The sequence below is a fragment of the Peptoniphilus raoultii genome (assembly GCF_900099555.1).
Classification (GTDB): Bacteria; Bacillota; Clostridia; order Tissierellales; family Peptoniphilaceae; genus Peptoniphilus_A; species Peptoniphilus_A raoultii.
Window position 1 is genome coordinate 52,177 of the sequence record NZ_FMWM01000002.1, and the last position, 20,755, is coordinate 72,931.

The window sequence follows — 20,755 nt, forward strand, 5'->3', positions numbered from 1 at the left end:
GAGAATGCGGCTTTTGGTATTTTCCGTCCATATTGAATATGAAAGGAGAGGATGGAAAATAAGACTGGTATAAAATTTAATTATTAATCTTAAGGGGGGTATCCTTAGATTAAATTAAAGTACAGCTATAACGTAGAATACTACATTATAATAAATGGGTGTAATATGAATTAACTATATGTTAATCCTACTCTTGTGAGTAAATGATAGTTAGTATCAACTAACTAAATATTATTATAATATGTTTCCAGAAATTTGTAAAGACTTTTTTGAAAATAATTCTAAGCGATTTACTATGATTTTATGATTATTGAAAATCTTCTGTTTTTTAGCCGTTTCCCAAGAAATTTTTTTAATTTTTTTCCAAAATATTTTTTAAAATTATTTAAATTATTTGAATTTAGAAAATTTTTTAGTCTTTCAAGTGAATTTTCATAATAAAAAAACTGACCTAAAAAGATCAGTCTTATAATTATTATCAATTTTTAATTTAAGGGTCTTAAATCCTTAAGGAATTTTTGATTTTCCTTTAGTTTTTCTTCACTGCCAAGGGCTGAAATATAATTTTCAGCTAAGGCTTTTTCTATAACGTCTGCATAGGATTTTAATTTTTCTAAATTTGTGCTTAAGGCCTCGTCCTTATTTTTAATTATATCTCCGTCCCAAACATTTGTAAGTTTTTTTGCAAGATTTAATTCATCTATAACTGATACTGTTAGTAGTGGGTCAAAGGCATTCATTGAACCTATTATAAAGTTTTTAAGCCCATCCTCTGTTAGATTTAAATTTCTAATAAATTCTGGGATTCTATTGTAGACATCAATGGTATTTTCAACGTTGGGATCTCTATATGAATAGGTAACCATATCTCCATATCTTGAAAAAGAAATGCCTGCTCCGTAGGCGCCTCCCTTTGCCCTAATTTCTGTGTGCAAATATTGGGATGACAAAATATTTCCAAGAACTTGCAGATCGCCCCTATAATTTTCACCAAGGTCTGAAAGATTGTAGCCCTTTGAAATGAAGCATACATTTGAAGAGGTATAAATTCCTTCGTTTTTATTTTCCCTTTGGAAATTAAATTTTTCTGCTTCATATTTTTCCCTTGCCAAAGAATTTATATAGTCTTCCAAATCTTTCTTAATTTTTTGTAGGCTTTCTTCTCCACCTGTGGCAGAAATTATTAGGTCATTTTTATTAAAAATCTTTTTATAAAGATTCTTCAAATCCCTTAGAATTTTATCCCAGTTTTGGTCAAAATCCTTTAATATTTCAGTAAGGTAAAAATAATAGTCCATTCCATTTGTTATAGAATTATATTTCCCAAGGGCTGAATAATAAGATTTTGTAAGACCCATTACAACTTGAGCTCCGCCTTGCAAAAGACCAGCCTGTGTTTGGGATTTTAAAATTAAGAGAACTTCCTTTGCTCTTTTTTTGTCATCAAGTTTTGTCTTTCCTATAATTTCTTTTATAAGTTCAAGACCAGATCCAAAATTTTCCTTTAAAGTTTTCATCTTTATATTAAGTCTTCTAGCAAAATTTTTGCTATTTTCCTTTTGGTAGGCTGATGAATTAAAGGATATGCCCCCAGTTTTTATATAAATTTCATTGTCTAAATCTTCATAGGAATATGATTCTGTTGACATATTTCCAATTAGGGCTAAAAGAATAGGAAAATTTTTTATTTCCCTTTCATTTAAGAAATCTATATTGTGGGAAAGGGTGATATAAATAATATTATTTGTGGCTTCCCTAGCCTTTATAAATAAAGTGTCCCCAATCTTGTCTTCCTCATAGTCATATTTTGTGATGCCCTTAGAAATATCTTCAAGTTTAAGGGAAGGAATTGTCTTTTTATCTTCTTCAGAATCATCGCTTAATTGATAGTCAAAGAGAACTTTTTGATTTTCCTTAATTTCTTCAATTTTTTCAGGACTTAAGCTTTCTTTAAATTCCTTTAATTTAATTTTAAGTTCATTTTCTTCCTTCAAATTTTTGTCAAGTTCTTGAAAAGCCTTTAGAATTATGGAATATTTGTTATTTAAAAGTTTTTCTTCTATATATTTTTCAACAAAGCCTTCGTCTAAACCTGCTTTTATTTCCTTTATAACATCATTAAATTCTAAAGAATCAAAAGGGCTTCTATCATATAACCAAGAATTCATGGCTCGAGTATAATAGATAATTGCCTTTTGAATTCCACCCCCTTCCCTATAATTAAATTCAAAACGGGAAAGAGTTGCAAGTAAAAGTTTTTTATTAATTCCTTCCTTAATTAATTTTCTTAAGGTGTTTTCAATAATTTCCTTAAATTCTTCTATTTTATTGCCATCGGTATTTTTTAAAACTAATGCAAGGTCAAGAGTTTTTGAAGTTGAAGTTTCTGAATAAACATCTTCTCCAAAATTAATGTCAAGTAAAGCCCTTTTAAGGGGTGCTCCCTCTGCATCAATTAAAAGTTCTGAAAGGAAATCTCTCATAAAGGCATCTTTTTTATTTAAAGATTCTCCTAAACACCAACCATAAAGTAAAAAGTCCTTATTTTCACTGAGTTCATCTTTGGAAGCTGAAAAAGTAACTTCTGCCCTCTTTTGTCTTTCTAGAGGTTTATTTAAAATAATTCCAGAATTTACTTCTTCCCTTATAAAATTAGATAAATAATTTTCATCTATAAAATTTAGTCTTTCTTCCATATCTATATCGCCATATAAATAGATATAGGAATTTGAGGGATGATAATATTTTTTGTGGAAGTCTAAAAATTCTCCATAGGAAAGAGTGGGAATAAGTTTTGGATCTCCCCCTGAGTCCACACCATAGGAAGAGTTTTCGTGAAGATTAAAAATAAATGCATCTGAAACAATATTTTCTACTTGGGAATAAACACCTTTCATTTCATTATAGACAACGCCATTATATTTTAATTCTCCTGTCTTTTCGTCTATTTCATAATGCCAACCTTCTTGCATAAAAATCTTCTTTTCTTCATAGATGCGGGGATAAAAAACTGCATCTAAATAAACATCCATAAGATTTTCAAAATCCTTTTGATTTCTTGATGATATAGGATAAATTGTCTTATCAGGATAGGTCATTGCATTTAAAAAAGTTTGAAGGGATGATTTTATTAAATCCATAAAAGGCTCTTTAGTCCTATATTTTCTGGAACCAGAAAGGACGCAGTGCTCAACAATATGGGCAGCTCCGTTGCCAAATTCTGGTGGAGTTCTAAAACCAATGCCAAAGGCCTTATTGTTATCTTTATTTTTTAGAGTCAAAACCTTGGCTCCTGTCTTTATATGTTCATAAACTGTGCAAAGAGATGCCACTTCATCTATATATTTTTCTTCAATTAATTTATAATTTTCCATAATACCTCCCATTACATTATAAACTATATTTAGATTATTGTATTATATAATATTTATTAGTTAAAAAAATAGGTCTAATAATCTAGGCCTATCTTTTCACCTTTTCTTAAATTTTCTCTAAGAGTTTCCATAAATTTATCTGTTTTTTCCAGCTTATCTAAAACTTTTCTCTCTTCATCATCTGTTTCTATAATTTTTAAAATTCCTCCGTTTTTTATAATTATTCTCTTGTCAGCGCTAAGGGCAAGAATGGGATCATGAGTAGACATTAAAACAATTTTTTCCTGGGACATTAATAGTTCAATGGCCTTTTTTCTGTCTATTCCAGCATTTTCTATTTCATCAATTAAAACAATAGGCGATTTTGAAAGATTTGCGGTATCTGAAATCATAAGAGCCCTTGATTGGCCACCGGAAAGCTGTGTTATGTGACTATTAAGAAAAAATTTTTCTCCTGCCAAATAATTTGCATCTCCTATAATTTTGTCTATTTTTTCTAGTGGATTTACAAGCCTTGCCTTGCAGTGAAGTTCTATAAATTCTTTAACAGTTAAATCCATAACAAAATTCATATTTTGCGAAAGTTCTGCTACAATTTTATCTTGAATTGAAAATCTCATTTTCTTTGTTGGCTCCTGACCATTAATTAAAATTTTTCTCTTTGTTGGTGTATCCCCTTGGGCCATCCACTCAATATCAGCAAGAAGCCTTGACTTTCCCGATCCCGTTGGACCAACAACAGCAATTACATCAGATTTATTTAAGGTGATTGAATCAAAATTTTCCTTTTCACCATTTTTGTCGCAGCCTGCAAGAATTGTTAAAGATTTTACTTCAGATTCACCCAAAAATTTTAGCATAGATTCAATAAAAATTCCCAGGCCTTCTTCCAAAGTTTTTATATCTGTTGCCCCTTCTTCAAAATAAGTTTCGGGCAAAGTTCCTAAAAATTCATGGAAACTTAAATTTTCATGACCCTTAATGTCAAGCTTATTCATTGTAAAATAATTTTCAGCAAAGGGGTATTTTTCTATAATTTCTTTAATCTTCATACTTCACCTGATTTTCTTCACATTTCCCAGTTGATACTCTTCCCCAACTCTTGTTTCTCCCAAACAATAAGAGCAAAGGGCTGTTGGCATGGGATATCTTAAAAGTAAATTTTTCTTATCATCAAGACTTGTAGATTTTTCTTTTAAAATCATAGAAAATTCATAAGTCCCTTGGCCTGAAAGTCCATTTATATTCATAACAGTTGCCCTTGGATTTACAGCCATAACCTTTGATGCAAAAACTTCCCTTTCCCCTTGGGACACAATATCTCCCTTAGTTATGACAACAATATCTGCATTTCTTAACATAGGTCCAATTTTCATTGGAGTATATGCACCCGACAAATTATCTATAACACAAATCCCTAAAATATTTTTTAAATAGGGAGAGCATCTGTTGCAAAGTCCAGCTGATTCTGTAATCAAAATATCAAGCTCATTTTCTTCTCCCCAATTTATAATTTCTTCAATATTTGAAACGAAAAAATGGTCAGGGCATAGACCCCCTGATAGTCCTTTTTTCACTAAAATTCCTGCATTTTTATAAAGGATATCATCGTCTGTATAAAGGCAGTCAAATTTCACAACCCCAACTTTTGTGCCGTCTGCTTTTAAATTTTTAATTGTATTAATTATTACAGAGCTTTTCCCTGAAGATGGAGGCCCTGAAAAAGTTATAAATTTCATCTAATCCCTTCTTAAAGTTCAAAGACTTTTGAAATGTCTTTTTTCATCTTTTCTCTCTTATTATTTAAAAGATCCCAAGAAGCCCACAAAAATTTATAGTCGTCCCTTAAATTATTATCTACCCTTAAATTTGTTGAAGGAAATTTTCCGTTAAAGGAAAAAATTTCCCCTATCCTTTGAGAAGTGAAATAATCAATTACTTCCTTTAAATTATCAATTGATGATTTTTTTGCAGTCATAAAAATAGGAGAGATAATTGCCCCATCTTCTGGCCACACAAGTTCTAAAGATTCATTTTTTATCATATTGGCAAAGAAATAGGGACAAAGACTTACACAAGCTCCTGAATCATTTTTTTGCTTAACCATTTGAGCCGGATGCATTCTGGAATAAAATCCATCCTTTAATTTTCTTAAGCCGTCAAGCCCAAATTTTGAATAAAGAGTTACAAGTATGGCATTATACATATCTAAATCTGAAACGGGTATTGTAATTTTATTATTAAATTCTCCTGACAGAAGTTCTTCCCATGACTTTGGAATTCCCCTACCTCCTAAGGCATTTTTATTTACTATAAAAACGCAAGGCACAACTCCCAGCATATAAAAAACTCCATTAGGATCTTTTAAATCTGCTCCCCTATTTATAAAATCTTCATTAAATTCATTTGATGGTGCCACATAATTTTTTTCAATTTCTTCAAAGATTTCTTCATCTAAAACTAAATCAAAACCAGCTGATGTTATTAGGTCAGGAAGTTTTTCCTTGTTTTTAAATTTTTGGGTCACAAAATCAAGACCAAGATTAGCAGACCTTAGGTCAAAATCCACTTCCTTAATCTTATCATCTGAAATTTCCTTTAAATTTTCCATTAGCGGAACTCTAATGGGACAAGGAACTGCACCTTCTACTATAAATTTTTTTCCTTCCTTTTCAATATTTTCATCTTCTAAAATAACCCCATTATAATTATTAAATTCTTCCATAAAAATATGTCTGTCAATATTTTTCATTTTAAGGGCATCCTTTAGCTTAATCATTTTAGCCATAGTTTTAAATAATTTATCATTTTTTAAGGGTTCAAAACCCTTTGAAATTAAAAATTCTCTAAGTTTTTCATTTTCATTACATAGTTCAAAAACTGTTTTATTAAAATCCATTTGATCACAACCTTTTCTATAATTTAGAATAACAGAACGGGAGAAAAAATTTTGTTGCCTAAGCAACAAATGAAAAAAATCTCAAATATTAATAGCTAATGACTAATTTTTAAATTCTGTTATAATAAAAAAATGGAGGTTTTATGTTATTTAATTCGCTTAACTATTTAATTTTTCTGCCCTTGGTTGTAATTTTATATTTTACTTTGCCGGCAAAAATCAAAAAAATATTTTTACTCATGGCTTCCTTCTTCTTTTACGGCTTTTGGAATGTAAAATATTTACTTCTTATGATTTTATCCATAGGAGTAACTTTTTATACTGGCATCTACATAGATGAAAATTCTAAAATTTTAAGCAAGAAAAAATTGGCAGTTTTTATTTGCTTTTTTATAAATCTAGGAATTTTATTTTTATTTAAGTATGCAAATTTTTTTATAGACCTTGTAAATTCTCTGACTTCTTTGCTTTCCCTAAGGCCAATAGAAAGTAAATTTTCCTTTCTTCTGCCTGTTGGGATTTCCTTTTACACTTTTCAGGCCCTTGGCTATACTCTTGATGTCTATAGAAATGAAATACCAGCCGAAAGAAATTTCATAAACTATGCCCTTTTCGTTTCATTCTTCCCCCAACTTGTGGCAGGCCCTATTGAAAGGTCAAAAAATCTATTGGGCCAAGTTAAGGTCATCCACAAATTTAAGTACGAAAATCTTTTAAGGGGCTTTATTTTGATTTTATGGGGTTTTTTCCTAAAACTTCTTATTGCAGATAGGGCTGCAATTCTTGTAAATGAAGTTTTTGAAAATTACCATACTTTTAATTCTTTAATTTTACTTCTTACTGCAATATTTTTTACTTTTCAAATTTACTGCGACTTTTATTCCTATTCAATAATTGCCCAGGGTTCTGCTAAAATTTTGGGTATTGATTTAATGGATAATTTTAAGGAACCTTTTCTTTCTAAATCAATTGCAGAATTTTGGCACAGGTGGCATATTTCTCTTTCCACTTGGTTCAGGGACTATTTATATATCCCCCTTGGAGGAAACAGGACTCGTCTATTTAGAAATCTAATAAATATTTTAATTGTATTTTTAGTTAGTGGACTTTGGCATGGGGCCAATATGACCTTTGTCCTTTGGGGTCTTATTCACGGCATTTTTAATAGCCTTGAAACTTTTATAACCAAAAAAAATATAAAAATCCCCGAAAACTTTTTAACAAATTTCTTTAGAAGAATTTTAACTTTTATAATTGTGGTCTTTGCCTTTATATTTTTTAGGGCAGAAAATATCCATGACGGTCTTAATTTTATAGGAAATATTTTTGCAAAATCTTTTGACTATGAAATATTCTTAAGAGAGCTTTCAAAAACGGACTTTGGATTTATTAATCTCTATCCCCTTTTAATTTCCCTTGCCCTTCTATTTTTTATTGATATTTTTAAATATAATGGCATAAATTTAATTTTAAAAGTAGAAAAATTAATTCTCCCCTTTAGGTGGATTGTACTTTTGCTTATGATTTTTACTATTTTGATTTTTGGAGTTTACGGGCCGGGATTCTCTGAATCTCAATTTATTTATTTTCAGTTCTAGGTGATTTTATGGTAAAAAAACTTTTTAAAATTTTAAAAATTTTAATTTTTACAGGCCTTGTGGTCTTTGGAATTTTCCAGCTAAATAATATTTTTATTAGAAAATCCCTTGCCAAACCTTGGGACATGGGCAATAAAATTGGAGGCTATTTTAATGAAGATGACCACTATAATTTAATGTTTTTCGGCACAAGTCATTCTTACTGCTCCTTTAATCCTCTTTTGATTTATTCAAACACAGGTCTTAAATCCTATGTCTTGGCTTCCCAACAGCAGCCTTTAAAGGCGAATTACTATTATATGAAGGAGGCCCTTAATAGAGATAATCCTGAAATATTTTTTGTGGATATTGAATCCTTAATTTCATTTATTAATGAAGATGATTCAGTAATTCATTCTTATACAGATTATCTTCCTATGTCCCTAAATAAAATTAAAATGATTTTTGATATAGTTCCGCAAAAGGCAAGAGGCCACGCTCTTATCCCATTAATAAAATATCATGATAGGTGGGCAGAATTAAAAGATGAAGACTTTGGTTTTGACCCAGCATCTTACCACGACTATTTAAGGGGCTATGTATTTTTAAAGGGGTCAAGTTCAAAATTTAAAAATGAAAAAATAAAGACTGATAAGAATATATTAAAGCCTAAAAAACCTAAGGCCTTGGGAGATTCTTATAAGTCTGAAAATCTAAAATATTTAGACAAGATTGTAAAACTTGCAGGTAATAATAATGTTCGCCTATATTTTTTAAAAACACCAATTTATAATGAAGAACCCTACAAAGAAGCCCTTCGTTTTTGGAAAAATGAACTAAAAAAAAGAAATTTATATTTTATTGATTTTAACGAATTTAAAAATGATATGAATTTAACTAAGGAAGATTTTTACGATTCCTCCCACTTAAATTATCTTGGAGCTGAAAAGTTTAATAAGTTTTTTATTAACTTCTTATTTCAAAATGATATTTATAGGGATGTGGAAAATTTAGATCCAAATTGGATGGAGGATTTGAGAATGTATAATTTAAATAGGTGAAAAATATGGAAAAGATAAAGGGGACAGCCCACAAGGGACGGTCCCCATATTTTTTTCTAATAAATTAAATTTAAAATTTAATTATTCTCTTTTCAGTAATTACATAGTCGAGTTTTTGATCAAATTCTTCGTGATAAAGATTTTCTGTGAGCTGGTCATTAAAGGCAAGCCCTGCTTTTATAGTTTTTGTCTTGGCAAAAAATCTGTCATAATATCCTCCGCCATAACCAAGACGGTAGCCGTCAGCTGAAAAGGCAAGACCGGGCGTTAAAGTAAGAGAAATTTCTCCATTATAAGCTTCATTTGAAGTAGGCTCCAAAATTCCAAGTGTTGATTTTTCTAAATTATCAAAAGAAAGGGTTTTTATTAAAATCATTTCTTCACCCACAACTTTTGGGACTAAAAGTATTTTTTTATCTTCCAAAATTTTCCCAATGATTTCCTTTGTATCAACTTCTGTCCTAAAAGAAATAAAGGCAAAGACAGATTTTGCTCCTTTGTAAATTTCGCTGGCAAATAAATTTTCAGCAATTTTTTTTGAAAGCTCTTCCTTATTCTTTATATTTTTTCTAATTTCCTTAAATTTCTTTCTCTCTTCTTTTTTAGTCATGACAAATAGACTCCAATAATAATAAGTTTGTTAAATTTCCGACTCCGCCTGGGACTGGTGTATAGGCTTTTACAAAACCGTCCACTTCTTCTTTTATTAAATCACCGCAAAGTTTTCCATTTTCATCAAGACCAATGGAAAGGTCGCAAATAATTGAATCCTCAGTAAAATATGAGCTGTCTAAATTATTTTTTCCTCCCATTGCAGTGAAAATATAGTCAGCATTTTTGCAAAGGGCTTTTAAATTTTTTGTCTTTGAATGAGCAATTGTAACTGTTGCATTTCTATCTAAAAGAAGCATGGCAAGAGGTCTGCCCACAACTTGTGACCTATTAATAACTACAGCCTTGCCGTCAAGTTTATAGCCATAAGATTCCATAAGTCTTACGGCAGCTAAAGGAGAGGCTGGAATAAATCCTGAAACGTCACCATCATAAATCTTTGCCTTGTTTATTGGACTTATACAGTCGCAATCTTTTTTGGGGTCAATGGCATTTTCAATTTTTTCCTTGTCAAAACTTGTTGGAAAGGGTCTAAAAATTAAAATTCCTGAAACAGAATCATCTTCATTTAATTTTTTAATTTCTGTAAGAACATCTTCTGTTTTAGAGTCTACCAAAAATTTTGTAACTCTTATTTCAATTCCCAAATCCTCAGCAGTTTTTTTAAGTCCTCTTTCATAGGAAATGTCATCAGCCTTTTCACCTATCCTAATAATTGCAAGACAGGGTTTCCTGTTTAAATTTTTTATTTTTTCTTTTAAATCCCCTATAAGTTTTTCCTTGTAAGCTTTACTTTTTAAAATTTCAGTCATTTTTCCTCCTAATTATTTACAGTCTTTGCCCCTTGAAAATTCCCCTTCAAGCATGGCTTCATAAACTTCTTTCATCTTTTCAAAAGAATTATTTAATACTTTATCAATTTCTTCCTTTGAATAATAGCATCTTTTGCTATCATTTTTTTCAATTATATCCTTATTTATTAAAACGGCCTTGGACTCTCCAGTTTTTATTATTTCATAAGAGGCCTTGGCAAAATTTTTGCCCTTATTTTTCCTTGCCATTATATAAATTGGAAATTGAAAGGATTCCCCCTCTAAAATTTCCCTTTGGGACTTGCTTGATGCACTAGAACTTTTATAATCAATTAAAATTTCCCCTTCATTATTTTCATCAATTCTGTCAATTGAACCCACAAGAGTAAAAGGTGCTTTGAAAAATTTAAATCTCTTTTCAAAATAAGCCGCCTTAAAATCCTGTAAATTTTCCAAATTATTTTTTATAAGCCTAGAAAGTCTTTTAAAGTCAATGGAAAATTCAAGTTTTTCTTCAAAGGACAAATCTTCAAATTTTTTGTCCATTGAAAAATCATATAAAATTATTAGAGAATTTAAAAATTCCTCATCATAATCTTTTCTTTTAGAAAAATATTCCTCCAAGATTTTATGGTAAATTGATCCCTTTTCCATGGCCTCAATGGCCTCTAAACTTTCATAAAAATCTTCAATTTTAAAAATTCTTTCAAGTAAAAATTTTCTACCGCAGGCTACATAGGCATCAAAATCCGTTGCAGAATAAGACCTATTTTCTAAAAGTGATCTTAAAGTTTTTACAGTTTCCTCTTGCAAAATTCCAGAATCTTCCTTTTTTAAATTTACATTTTCATTGGCCCTAGAAGTTATAAACTTGTCTTCATAGTCAAAAATTTTAAGACCAGCTTTGGATTTTATTAAGGCCAAAATATTGGCAAGGCCCTTTCCCCTATTATTTATTAAAAATAGAGATTTTTTTGCCATACAAAGGCTATAAATTAATTTTATGGCCTTTAGCTGTGAAAATTCCTTAATGAGTCCCATATTTTTTAGGTCCTTAAAATTTGACCTTTCATAAATAAAATTTATTTTCGGACCGCTGCTGTAATTTGAATCATAATCAAGAAAAATCAAATTATCAAAGTCCCTATAAAATCCTCTTTCAATTTCAAAGACCCTTATACCTTCAAAATTATTCAAGTCCATTATAGAACTTTGGTCTAAATAAAGACTGAAAATTTCTACAAATTCTTTAAGGCTTATACTTTCATATAAATTTTTAAAATTTTCAATTAAATCTAGAAAATTTTCTCCCTCATCAAGAGCCATTCGGCCCTCTCTGTAGGTGTGAATTTCCCTGAAATTCTTATAATCATCTTCTAAAATTTCCCCTGCCTCCTCTAAAAGTCTTCTAAAATATGAAGTATAGTAGGAAATGTCAGAAGTCTTTTCTATGTCCTCAGTCCTTAAATTTTCTATTAAATTTATATAAGGACCAATTTCCTTTTCATCCATATAAATTTTTGAACCTTGGTTAATTTTTAAATCAGAAAGTTTTGAAAATCTTTCCCTATCCAAATATTTTAAAAGATTTTGACTTATGGATTCAAGGGGAGCAATATAGTGAAGTCCTGCCCTTGAGAGAATGTTTTCCTTGTTTTTTTCTAATAGATAGGCCATATAAATTTTAAGCTCTGCTCCTATAAAGTTTTTATAATTTTTGTCTATAGAATATTCTAGGCCTTCTAAATCCCTTGAAACATTTAAAAGATTTTTCCCCCTTTCTCCCCCTAAAACTATGCCAATTTTTTTTGTCATAAAAGATTTTAGAGAGGATTTTATTGTCCCAAAAACCATAGTATTATAGGCATCGGAAGAGGAAATTATTTTTATATCCTTATACCTTAAAAGGTCCTTAACTGAAAGTCCGTCCGCCCTTTGTAAGGCAAAGGATAAATTTTCTAAATCCTTTAAAGTTTTCTCTCCATAAGGAAAGTCTAAAATATTAAAGGGCATATGAATTATAGTTTCTGCATAGGATGAAATATTTTTAATTATTTCCAGTTCTTTTTTTCTAAAGTCTATAAAACCGTCAATTATTAATTTTTTTATGGGAAAGGTAAAATTCTTGGCAAGGGCATATCCCCCGTCAAGAGAAATATTTTTTTCCTTAAAATATGAAATGTAATCCCTTAAAGGCTCATAAAGTTTTTTTACAAAGTCATCTTCAAAGGTCAAAAGACTTTTTGGATCTGCCCCTTCGAGAAAAATATCTTCAAAAAAATCAAATATGACTTTACTAAAGTCCTGAAAATTTTCTTCTTGGGGAAAATAGGATCTTAAAACTTTCTTTAAAATATAAAACTCATAGATCTTATCCACTTTATTAACTTCTATAAAATTTGAAACAAGAGAATCGAAAGTTAAAAATGTCTTGCCCTCTAAAGACCCCCTTTTAAAAATATAGGACTCCCTTTTTTCCCTTAGGGCATCTTCAGTTGGCAGAATATAAAAAATTCCCTCTCCCATAAAATCTTCTATCTTAATTTGAGAATTAGGAGAAGAAAAAATTATTTTTTTAAAATTATTTGTCATACTAGGTCACCAATTTTTGCTGAAAAAATTTCCTCCAAAGCCTTTATAAGTTTATTGTCCGGAAGATAAGTAAATTTTTTATCATTTAAATAGGAAAATTCTCCATCCATATTAAATTTAATTTCATAATTATGAAGGGCCTGATAATCTATAAAATCCCTTGCTCCGGATCCATATTTCCTGTCGCCTATAAGGTAAAGGCCTCTTGCTGCAAGGGATGCCCTTATTTGATGAGTCCTTCCCGTTATTAAATTAACTTTTAAAAGTGAATAGTCATTTTTTGTAATTAGGGGATGAAATCTTGTTAGGGATTTTTTCCCTTCCCTATCTTCAAAGACAAGATTATTTTCATTTTTCCTAAGATTTATATTGACTTCAAAATCTTCACTTATCCTTCCCCTAACAAGGGCAAGATAAAATTTATCTACTTTTCTTTCACGAATAGCTTCATTTATTTCCCTTAGGGCCTTGGCATTTTTTGCTCCAATTAAAATTCCTGATGTATTTCTGTCAAGCCTATTGCAAATTGAAGGTCTAAAAGAATTTTCAAGCCTTGGATTGTAATCTCCCTTTAAAATTAAATAGTCCACAAACCTATCTAGCATATTATCTTGATAGGTCCTTTGATCATTATGGCTTAAAATATTTACTCCCTTTTCCAAAAGACAAATATTTTCATCTTCATATAAAATTTTTGGTAGCTTTTGAGATTTTTTTACATCTTCTTTTTTTAGAAATTTTTCAATAGTTTCATCTGAAAGATAAAGGTAAATTTCATCTCCCTCTTTTAAAAGCTCATCTTCCTTTGCCCTTGCTCCATTTAACTTTATATTTTTTTTACGTAAATTTTTATATATAAAGGATAAATTTGCTCCCTTAAAATATTTTTTTAAAAATCTGTCAATCCTTTGGCCGCCGTCATTTGGTCCAACAATAATTTTTCTCATCTTCACTAGTCCCCTATAATCTGTTATAATATATTATAACAAAGTCTAAAGAAAAGAGGATTTTTTTGAAAAATTTTAACAAAATATATATTATCTTTACAAAGGTCCTAAGGACTATTTTAATTATTTTATTTGTCTTTTTACTTGCCTTTACAATTAAATGGAAAATTGATGAAATTTATATTAATGCAAAAGTTGCGGAGAAAATATATTTTTCTCCTTTTGACGAAATTAAAAAATCTTCCATGGAATTTCAAAATTTAATTGGCAAAAATAATGAGGAATATGAAATTCCTGTTGTCGTTGATGAAAAGAAAGACGAAAATTTTATATCTATAGTTCTTCCTGAAGAATGTGATATAGACACGCTCGGGAAAATACTTTTAGAAAATAAACTTATAGCAGATATCCCGACTTACAAAAATTTGGCTGAGAGAATGGGTATTGAATCATCAATTGTTGCCGGATCCTATGACATAAAAAAAGATATGAAAGTTAAGGAAATATTAGCCTTAATTAGTGGCAAGGCTTTAAAAACTTATCAATTTACAATTGGCCAAGGAGCAAATGCCGATGATCTTTCAAATCTTTTGAAAAATATAGGACTTATTGAATCAGTTCCAGCTTTTAAAAATGCCTTAAATGCTGCTGGAGTAAATTCCTTTAAGACTGGAGATTATGAAATTGAAATGCCCCTAAAGGTAAAATATATTATAGACCAAATAAAGGCAGAGCCAGTACAAGAACAAAATCAAAATTAAAAAATTGGACTATGAAACTTCATAGTCCTAATTTAATATACAAATAAAGGAAATAAAATTTAAGGGGGAAAAATGGAAAAAATAAAAGAACTTGTAGGCAAAAATAAATATACAGTATTTATTAAAAATTTAATAATGAGAATTTCAGCAAAAGATCTAGCAACATATTCTGCAGGTCTAACTTATTTTTTCGTCCTTTCAATTTTCCCCTTTTTTATAGCCCTGATTAATGCCATAAATTTTCTTGATATTATAAATGTAAAAAATATTTTGGAATTAATGGATTCCTTCCCCCTAGAAATTAAAGAAATAATAAATAATTTTTTCTTGGAACTTAATATGACTTCATCTGCCTCCCTATTTTCCATTTCCTTTTTATTAGGCCTTTATTCTGCATCATCTGCCTTAAATAAATTAATTACTATAATAAATTCATCCTACGGTTTTAAGGAAAATCGTAACTTTTTAATAACAAGACTTTTGGGGGTTGTCTTTACCATAGCCTCAATTTTGATGGTTATCCTTTTAATTACAAGTCAGGTTTTTGGAAAGATAATATTTTTTAGGCTGTCTTCCTATTTTGGACTTGAATTTTTGCCCATGTATAGGCTTTGGATTCTTGCCAATAATTTACTTTCTGTTTTTTATTTATTTTTATCCTTTATCTTACTCTATAGATTTGCCCCAAGCCCTGACCAAAAGGGACTTATTAAATTTAAATCAGTTTTTTGGGGAGCAATTTTTTCATGTATTTCTATAATCCTTGCAACCTACCTCTTCGCCTTTTATGTAAATAATTCCTCTAAATATTCCATAACCTATGGATCTCTTGGAGGAATAATTGTATTTTTAATTTGGCTGTACTTAATTTCCATGATAAGCCTTATAGGAAATGAAATTAATGTCCTGATTTTTGAAAATAAAAAAAGGAGAACTAATACATAGATTCTCCTGCTCCAATAAGTCCGCAAACTTTTATGCCTTCATCATAGGCAAGTTTTGCCAGTTCAGAAATTGTTGATGAAGTTGTGATTACATCATCGACAATAATAATATTCTTTGAAAATTTATCTAAGGCAAAAGAATTTTTTAAATTTACTTTTCTTGCGCTTCCGCTTAGGCCGACTTGCTCCTTTGTCTCCTTAATTTTTTTAAAGGAAGAAATAAATTCAAGGTCCAAATTTTTTCCAATGTATTTGGCAAGCTCTAGGGACTGATTAAAACCTCTTTGGGCCATTTTCTTTTTTGTCATCGGGACATATGTTATATATGAAAAATCCTTAAGTCCTTCAAAGGATAAAATTCTCTTAATCATTAAATCTCCAATTACATAGACTAAATAAGATTCTCCCTTAAATTTATATCTTCTAATTAATTCTTTACCAATGCCCGAATATTCAAAGGCAATAAAAATGTCTTTTATATAGGGATTTTTATAATTTGCAGGAGGGTTTAATTTAAGACCCTCTAAGCAGTCCCTGCAAATTTTAAATTTTTCAAGACTTTTTCCGCAAATAGGACATCTATTCATTAGTTTTTTCATGGACATCTCTCAATTTAAATTTCAAATTTGAATATCTTTTTCTTGTCTTGTTATTTTTTATCATCTGCAATAAATATTCGTATTTTCCAACTACAACTACAAGTTTTTCTGCCCTTGTTATGGCAGTATATATTAAATTCCTTGTAAGAAGCATGGGCGGTGCCCAAAAAACTGGAATTATAACAACTGGAAATTCTGACCCTTGGGACTTGTGAATGGTCATGGCATAGGAAAGTTTTAATTCATCTAAATCCTCTGCCATATATTTAACAACTCTTTGCCCATCAAAAGTTACGCTTAAAGATTTTTCTTCCCTGTCAATTTCCGAAACTCTTCCCATATCGCCATTAAAAACTCCCTTTGAAGCCTCTCTGTAAAAATCATTTTCCAAAACTCCCTCAAGTTCATAATTGTTTTTAATTTGCATTACTCTGTCATTTAAAGCAAAGGTCTTTCCAAAAACTTCTAATTTTTCCGAACTTTTATTTAAAAGATCCCTTAAAATTTTATTTAAATTTTCAGTTCCAACGGGACCCTTTTTCATGGGAGTTAAAACTTCAATATCTGATGATTCGATCCCATAAAAATCAGGAAGCCTTTTTGCTACAAGGTCCTTAATAATTTCTACTGCCTTATTTTCCCCGTCTTCAAAAATCATAAAGAAATCTTTTTTATTTAAAATTGGCTCCCTACCCTCATTAATTAAGTGGGCGTTTTTTATGATTAAAGATTCCTCTTCCTGCCTAAAAATTTCTGATAAATTTACTCTTGCAAAAAGATTTGAGTCAATAATATCCCTTAAAACATTTCCTGCTCCAACTGACGGGAGCTGGTCAGGGTCGCCCACAAGAATAAGCCTCATGCCTTGCTTTATGCTCCTTAGCATCTCTTCCATAAGCATAATATCAACCATACTCATTTCATCAACGATTAAAAGATCACAGTCTAAATCCACTGGGTCAAAAGAAATATTTTCATCATCCTTAAAATTAATTTCTAAAAGTTTGTGAAGGGTTTGGGCATCTCTGCCTGTGGATTCCTTCATTTTCTTTGCAGCCCTTCCTGTTGGGGCAGCAAGTTTTATTTTTTTATCCATAGATTCAAAAACATCAAGTAAAACCTTTAAAGTCGTTGTCTTTCCAGTACCTGGCCCTCCAGTAATTAAAAATACCCCATGATCGAGAGATTTTTTCACAGCATCCCTTTGAGATGGTGCAAGTTTTATTTTTCTTTCATCTTCAATTTCTAAAATTTTTTCATCTAAATCAATATTTTCTTTAAAATCTATATTTAATTCATTAAGCCTTCCTGCTACAAAATTTTCTGCCCTTAAAAAGGGAGCATAATAGCAGTTAAAGTCATCATCAATTTTTTCTACATAAAAATTTTTTTGAAAGGATAAATTCACGATTAAATCCCTTAAATCATCAATTGAAATATCTAAAATCTTATTGGCAGATGCAACTAGAATATCTAGGGGCAAAAAAGTGTGCCCCTCTAAATTTGCCCTTTGAAGAATATATTTTACTCCCGCAATTTTTCTCATTTCAGATTTTTTTGACATTCCAAGAGTCTGGGCAATTTCATCTGCCTTTTTAAAGGATAGACCCTTAACATTTTCGATTAGGTCATAGGGATTTTCCTTAATAATATTAATAGAATCTTCTTCATAGACCTTATAAATCTTTAGGGCCATATTTGTAGAAATATTAAAATTCGAAAAATAAAGGAGAATTTTTCTTAAGGACATATTTTTTTCTAGGGCTCTAGCAATTTTTCCAAATTTTTTTCTGCCAATGCCTTCAATTTCAAGAAGTCTTTGGGGATTTTTTTCCAAAATATCAAGGGTGTCATCTCCAAAGGCATCTACAATTTTTTCAGCCATCTTCTCTCCAATATAGGGAATCATTCCATTTGAAAGATATTTAATTATTTGTTTTTTCCCCTTGGGGTCTTCCCTTTTTATGGAGGTAAAGGCAAACTGCTGACCAAATTTTTTGTGGTAGGTAAAATCTCCCAAAATTTTATAGGAGGCATCCTCAGAAATTTCAAAAGAATTTCCTACAATGGTTATGGATTCTTCTTCCGTAAAAAATTTTGCAACAGTATAGCCATTTTCATCATTTCTAAAAATTATCTTTTCAATAATACCTTCAAGTTCTAACATTTTATCCCCTCACAAGTATTGTAACAATTTTTAGACAAGAAAAAAAGAAGGCCTTCGCCTTCTTCATTTGAATTTTAATCTTCTTCGTCTTCTTCAGATTTTTTTTCTTCCTTCATCTTTTCTTCGGCTTCTTTAATTCTTCTCTTTTCAACTTCCCTATTATGAGCATCTGTAACTTCTTTTACAATCTCTTGGGGAATATCAATTGAAACTTTTTTTGGACTTGTCATTTCAACAGGTCCTCCAACTAAATATTTATTAACGCCGTCAAATGTGTCTGTAATAACTTCAAGTTCTCCATTAGGCCCCTTGAAAACAATATTACATTCTTCAGGAATTTTGTCATTAATATAATTTGCTAGACTAACTACTCCTGAACCGCAAGAAGATTCCCTAACAAGACTTTCAGTTTTTACTACATAAACATAGGGAATATATGAAAAATCATCTTTATTAAAGAAAATAACTCCATAGGCATCAGCCTTGATTTTTTCCTTTAAAATTTTAAGAGCCTTGTCTACAAAATTTTTATCTTCTTTTTCTTCAGAAATCAAATGAGTGATGCCATCAAATTCAAAGGTCTTATAGGATTTTCCTTCAATTTCAATGTCATAAGTATTTATAGGATTATCCATAGCAACATAAGCCGTTGATTTCTCTACATCTGCAATTACATCTACAACATCTTTTTTCCCTGAAACATATACTTCAATGTCGCAGGGACCTTCGACATCATAAAAACTTGCAGAATAAAGTCCATAAGCTCTAGTTGCATTGGCACAAAATTCTCCACCCATCATATCAAGCCTAAGTGGGGCTCCTTCATAAGCAGGAGAAATAAATCCCACTTGCTCAACGCTAGAATCAATTTGTTCTTTTATTAAATCTGAATAAGCTTTTCTATATCCTGGATAGACAGGCCATACAACAAAGCCTGTAATATTTCCGCCAGGATTTGCTCTAAAATAATTAAAACTTTTTTTCATAAAACACCTTTTTTCTTATATAATAAATGGCTAGTTCCTAGCCTTTTTATATACTTACCCAATAATTTTTTTTATAACAATATTTATATTAAATCATTCTTAAATATCTAATTACAAATATTATTGCCAAAATATACATAACTACAGAAACATCTTTTCTTTTGCCTGTAAGAAGTTTAATTAATACATAAGAAATCATACCCATTGAAATACCTTCTGCAATTGAATAGGCAAAGGGCATCATAATAATTGTCAAAAAGGCAGGAACAGATTCTGTAAAGTCATCTAAATCAATATTTTTAATGGGGCTCATCATAAATAAGCCAACCATTATTAGGGCAGCTGAAGTTGCTTGACCTGGAACAATGGAAAATAGAGGGAATAAAAATAATGAAAGTAGGAAGAAAAATCCGGTTGATAAAGAAGTAAGTCCAGTTCTTCCTCCGTCACTAACACCGCTAGCACTTTCAACAAAAGTTGTGATTGTTGATGTTCCTAAAAGTGCTCCTAAAACTGTTCCTATGGCATCAGATAAAAGAGCTTTGCCAACTCCCGGGAGGTCTCCATTTTCATCAAGTAAATTTGCCTTTGTAGCAACACCTGTAATTGTTCCTACTGTATCAAAAATATCTACAAATAAAAATGTAAACATTACAGAAAACATTTCAAAAGTAAAAATATTATCCCATTTAAGTTTAAAGGCAACTTTTGAAAGTGATGGAGGAAGAGATAAAATACCGCCAGCTGGAAGGCTAGTAACTCCTAAAATTAGTGCAGCAACAGTTCCAAATAAAATTCCATATAAAAGTGCGCCCTTAACTTTTTTTGCTGACAAGATTCCCATAACAAGTAGGGAAATTAAAGTAACAAAAACTTCTTTTGAAGCAATGTTCCCAAGGGCTAAATATGTTGATTCATTGGCAACAACAAGACCTGATCCCGTAACTCCAATCATTGCAATAAAAAGGCCAATACCTACTGAAACAGCATTTTTTAGTGTCATTGGTATGGCTTTGAAGATCGCTTCACGAACCTTAATAACTGATAATAAAATGAAAATAATACCTTCTAAAAATACGGCTGTTAATGCATATGACCATTCATGGCTCATTCCTATAACAACGGAAAATGTAAAAAATGCGTTAAGACCCATTCCTGCAGAAAGTGCAAAAGGTAAGTTTGCAAAAAATCCCATAAACAACATGGCAATTACGGAAGCAACAATTGTTGCAGTAAAAACCCCACCTTGATCCATTCCTGTTTTGGCAAGCATAATTGGATTTACAACTAGAATATAAGACATAGTCATAAATGTTGTTAGCCCTGCCATAAATTCAGTTTTGGGAGTGGTTCCTCTTTCCTTTAAAGAAAATGTTCTTTCCAAGAAATCTGAATTCATTTCTTTAATACCTCCTAAAAATAAT

16 protein-coding genes are annotated in these 20,755 nt (G+C 30.5%); 4 read left to right on the forward strand and 12 right to left on the reverse strand.

Features of this window, described 5'->3' with window-relative positions:
* Nucleotides 1-485 precede the first annotated feature (485 nt).
* The 4 genes from BQ4446_RS00260 to BQ4446_RS00275 form a co-directional block, all read right to left on the reverse strand.
* Entirely contained in the window at nt 486-3,374 is a 2,889-nt protein-coding gene (locus BQ4446_RS00260) for an insulinase family protein (protein WP_071025472.1), read from the reverse strand.
* A gap of 74 nt (nt 3,375-3,448) precedes the next feature.
* Nucleotides 3,449-4,426 carry an ATP-binding cassette domain-containing protein gene (locus BQ4446_RS00265; RefSeq protein ID WP_071025475.1) on the reverse strand — a complete coding sequence of 326 codons (978 nt, stop codon included), beginning with the start codon at nt 4,424-4,426 and terminating at the stop codon, nt 3,449-3,451.
* 3 nt (nt 4,427-4,429) lie between these two features.
* The gene (locus tag BQ4446_RS00270) at nt 4,430-5,113 is read right to left on the reverse strand and encodes a GTP-binding protein (protein ID WP_071025478.1); all 684 of its coding nucleotides are present in this window, start codon (nt 5,111-5,113) and stop codon (nt 4,430-4,432) included.
* A gap of 11 nt (nt 5,114-5,124) precedes the next feature.
* The gene (locus BQ4446_RS00275; protein ID WP_071025480.1) at nt 5,125-6,273 is read right to left on the reverse strand and encodes an ABC transporter substrate-binding protein; all 1,149 of its coding nucleotides are present in this window, start codon (nt 6,271-6,273) and stop codon (nt 5,125-5,127) included.
* 143 nt (nt 6,274-6,416) lie between these two features.
* On the opposite strand from BQ4446_RS00275, the gene BQ4446_RS00280 reads away from it, so the two are divergent.
* Both BQ4446_RS00280 and BQ4446_RS00285 read left to right on the forward strand, forming a co-directional pair.
* Entirely contained in the window at nt 6,417-7,871 is a 1,455-nt protein-coding gene (locus tag BQ4446_RS00280) for an MBOAT family O-acyltransferase (RefSeq protein ID WP_071025483.1), read from the forward strand.
* A gap of 8 nt (nt 7,872-7,879) precedes the next feature.
* A complete protein-coding gene (locus tag BQ4446_RS00285; RefSeq protein WP_071025486.1) occupies nt 7,880-8,911 on the forward strand; it encodes a hypothetical protein in 1,032 nt (343 codons plus the stop codon).
* Between the two features lie 70 nt (nt 8,912-8,981).
* On the opposite strand, the gene BQ4446_RS00290 is transcribed toward BQ4446_RS00285, so the two are convergent.
* From BQ4446_RS00290 to BQ4446_RS00305, 4 genes are read right to left on the reverse strand one after another with little or no spacing between them, the layout of a single operon-like run.
* The gene (locus BQ4446_RS00290) at nt 8,982-9,521 is read right to left on the reverse strand and encodes a 5-formyltetrahydrofolate cyclo-ligase (RefSeq protein ID WP_071025489.1); all 540 of its coding nucleotides are present in this window, start codon (nt 9,519-9,521) and stop codon (nt 8,982-8,984) included.
* Complete coding sequence (locus BQ4446_RS00295; protein WP_071025494.1) at nt 9,514-10,335, reverse strand: bifunctional 5,10-methylenetetrahydrofolate dehydrogenase/5,10-methenyltetrahydrofolate cyclohydrolase; 822 nt, start codon at nt 10,333-10,335, stop codon at nt 9,514-9,516. The genes BQ4446_RS00290 and BQ4446_RS00295 overlap by 8 nt, the downstream gene beginning before the upstream one ends.
* Nucleotides 10,336-10,347: 12 nt before the next feature.
* Complete coding sequence (locus BQ4446_RS00300; RefSeq protein WP_071025496.1) at nt 10,348-12,927, reverse strand: PD-(D/E)XK nuclease family protein; 2,580 nt, start codon at nt 12,925-12,927, stop codon at nt 10,348-10,350.
* Nucleotides 12,924-13,874, reverse strand: coding sequence for an RluA family pseudouridine synthase (locus tag BQ4446_RS00305; protein WP_071025498.1), 951 nt, complete (start codon nt 13,872-13,874; stop codon nt 12,924-12,926). Before BQ4446_RS00305 ends, BQ4446_RS00300 begins: the two co-directional genes overlap by 4 nt.
* A 65-nt stretch (nt 13,875-13,939) precedes the next feature.
* On the opposite strand from BQ4446_RS00305, the gene BQ4446_RS00310 reads away from it, so the two are divergent.
* Together BQ4446_RS00310 and BQ4446_RS00315 are read left to right on the forward strand one after the other, a co-directional pair.
* Nucleotides 13,940-14,635 (forward strand): hypothetical protein, encoded by a 696-nt coding sequence (locus BQ4446_RS00310; RefSeq protein ID WP_071025503.1) that lies wholly within the window; start codon nt 13,940-13,942, stop codon nt 14,633-14,635.
* Nucleotides 14,636-14,707: 72 nt separating this feature from the next.
* Nucleotides 14,708-15,580 (forward strand): YihY/virulence factor BrkB family protein, encoded by an 873-nt coding sequence (locus BQ4446_RS00315; protein WP_071025505.1) that lies wholly within the window; start codon nt 14,708-14,710, stop codon nt 15,578-15,580.
* Here BQ4446_RS00315 and BQ4446_RS00320 read toward each other — a convergent pair.
* The 4 genes from BQ4446_RS00320 to BQ4446_RS00335 all read right to left on the reverse strand — a co-directional run bounded on the left by BQ4446_RS00320 (nt 15,570) and on the right by BQ4446_RS00335 (nt 20,730).
* Nucleotides 15,570-16,178: a ComF family protein gene (locus tag BQ4446_RS00320; RefSeq protein ID WP_071025507.1), complete on the reverse strand. Its 609-nt coding sequence runs from the start codon at nt 16,176-16,178 to the stop codon at nt 15,570-15,572. The two genes, BQ4446_RS00315 and BQ4446_RS00320, sit on opposite strands and share 11 nt — an antisense overlap.
* Nucleotides 16,159-18,345: an SF1B family DNA helicase RecD2 gene (recD2, locus tag BQ4446_RS00325; protein WP_071025510.1), complete on the reverse strand. Its 2,187-nt coding sequence runs from the start codon at nt 18,343-18,345 to the stop codon at nt 16,159-16,161. The genes BQ4446_RS00320 and recD2 overlap by 20 nt, the downstream gene beginning before the upstream one ends.
* A 74-nt stretch (nt 18,346-18,419) precedes the next feature.
* Nucleotides 18,420-19,331, reverse strand: a complete 912-nt coding sequence (locus BQ4446_RS00330) for a histidine racemase CntK family protein (protein WP_071025513.1) — start codon at nt 19,329-19,331, stop codon at nt 18,420-18,422.
* Between the two features lie 88 nt (nt 19,332-19,419).
* Complete coding sequence (locus BQ4446_RS00335; protein ID WP_071025516.1) at nt 19,420-20,730, reverse strand: NCS2 family permease; 1,311 nt, start codon at nt 20,728-20,730, stop codon at nt 19,420-19,422.
* Nucleotides 20,731-20,755: the final 25 nt, after the last annotated feature.

Bases quoted from the DNA above. Each gene is read 5' to 3' on its own strand.
- BQ4446_RS00335 (WP_071025516.1), bottom strand. From the start codon at position 20,730: ATGAATTCAGATTTCTTGGAAAGAACATTTTCTTTAAAGGAAAGAGGA.
- BQ4446_RS00300 (WP_071025496.1), bottom strand. From the start codon at position 12,927: ATGACAAATAATTTTAAAAAAATAATTTTTTCTTCTCCTAATTCTCAA.
- BQ4446_RS00330 (WP_071025513.1), bottom strand. From the start codon at position 19,331: ATGAAAAAAAGTTTTAATTATTTTAGAGCAAATCCTGGCGGAAATATT.
- BQ4446_RS00295 (WP_071025494.1), bottom strand. From the start codon at position 10,335: ATGACTGAAATTTTAAAAAGTAAAGCTTACAAGGAAAAACTTATAGGG.
- BQ4446_RS00320 (WP_071025507.1), bottom strand. From the start codon at position 16,178: ATGAAAAAACTAATGAATAGATGTCCTATTTGCGGAAAAAGTCTTGAA.
- BQ4446_RS00280 (WP_071025483.1), top strand. From the start codon at position 6,417: ATGTTATTTAATTCGCTTAACTATTTAATTTTTCTGCCCTTGGTTGTA.
- BQ4446_RS00285 (WP_071025486.1), top strand. From the start codon at position 7,880: ATGGTAAAAAAACTTTTTAAAATTTTAAAAATTTTAATTTTTACAGGC.
- BQ4446_RS00270 (WP_071025478.1), bottom strand. From the start codon at position 5,113: ATGAAATTTATAACTTTTTCAGGGCCTCCATCTTCAGGGAAAAGCTCT.
- recD2 (WP_071025510.1), bottom strand. From the start codon at position 18,345: ATGTTAGAACTTGAAGGTATTATTGAAAAGATAATTTTTAGAAATGAT.
- BQ4446_RS00305 (WP_071025498.1), bottom strand. From the start codon at position 13,874: ATGAGAAAAATTATTGTTGGACCAAATGACGGCGGCCAAAGGATTGAC.
- BQ4446_RS00315 (WP_071025505.1), top strand. From the start codon at position 14,708: ATGGAAAAAATAAAAGAACTTGTAGGCAAAAATAAATATACAGTATTT.
- BQ4446_RS00290 (WP_071025489.1), bottom strand. From the start codon at position 9,521: ATGACTAAAAAAGAAGAGAGAAAGAAATTTAAGGAAATTAGAAAAAAT.
- BQ4446_RS00275 (WP_071025480.1), bottom strand. From the start codon at position 6,273: ATGGATTTTAATAAAACAGTTTTTGAACTATGTAATGAAAATGAAAAA.
- BQ4446_RS00265 (WP_071025475.1), bottom strand. From the start codon at position 4,426: ATGAAGATTAAAGAAATTATAGAAAAATACCCCTTTGCTGAAAATTAT.
- BQ4446_RS00260 (WP_071025472.1), bottom strand. From the start codon at position 3,374: ATGGAAAATTATAAATTAATTGAAGAAAAATATATAGATGAAGTGGCA.